This window comes from Ferrimonas aestuarii, from assembly GCF_005116665.1.
Classification (GTDB): domain Bacteria; phylum Pseudomonadota; class Gammaproteobacteria; order Enterobacterales; family Shewanellaceae; genus Ferrimonas; species Ferrimonas aestuarii.
In genome coordinates, this window is sequence record NZ_SWCJ01000047.1 from 1 (window position 1) to 404 (window position 404).

At 43.1% G+C, this 404-nt stretch carries 2 rRNA genes; both read right to left on the bottom strand.

Annotated features, from left to right (window positions below):
• Window positions 1-114: ribosomal RNA gene (locus tag FCL42_RS21530) — 23S ribosomal RNA — on the bottom strand; the annotation flags it as partial.
• Window positions 115-323: 209 nt separating this feature from the next.
• Window positions 324-404, bottom strand: a 16S ribosomal RNA gene (locus FCL42_RS21535); the annotation flags it as partial.

The window sequence follows — 404 nt, forward strand, 5'->3', positions numbered from 1 at the left end:
AAATCGATGACTCAAATGGCTCTTACTGCCTCATCATCGCTTATCGCAAGTTAGTACGTCCTTCATCGCCTCTGACTGCCAAGGCATCCACCGTGTACGCTTAGTCACTTAACCATACAACCCCAATAAGTCTTGGAATCGCATTAGCCAAACAACCAATACGTTAATCTATCGCCAGATATCAAGGCACTTGCAAAAATTGCAAATATCTCGAGAAATTTATCAGCTTGTCCAAATTGTTAAAGAGCTTTCTAAATCAATGAATTACTTCATCGACTCAGACAATCTGTGTGAACACTCAACGCAAAACCGTATCTATTTCGTAAGGAGGTGATCCAGCCCCAGGTTCCCCTAGGGCTACCTTGTTACGACTTCACCCCAGTCATGAATCACTCCGTGGTAAA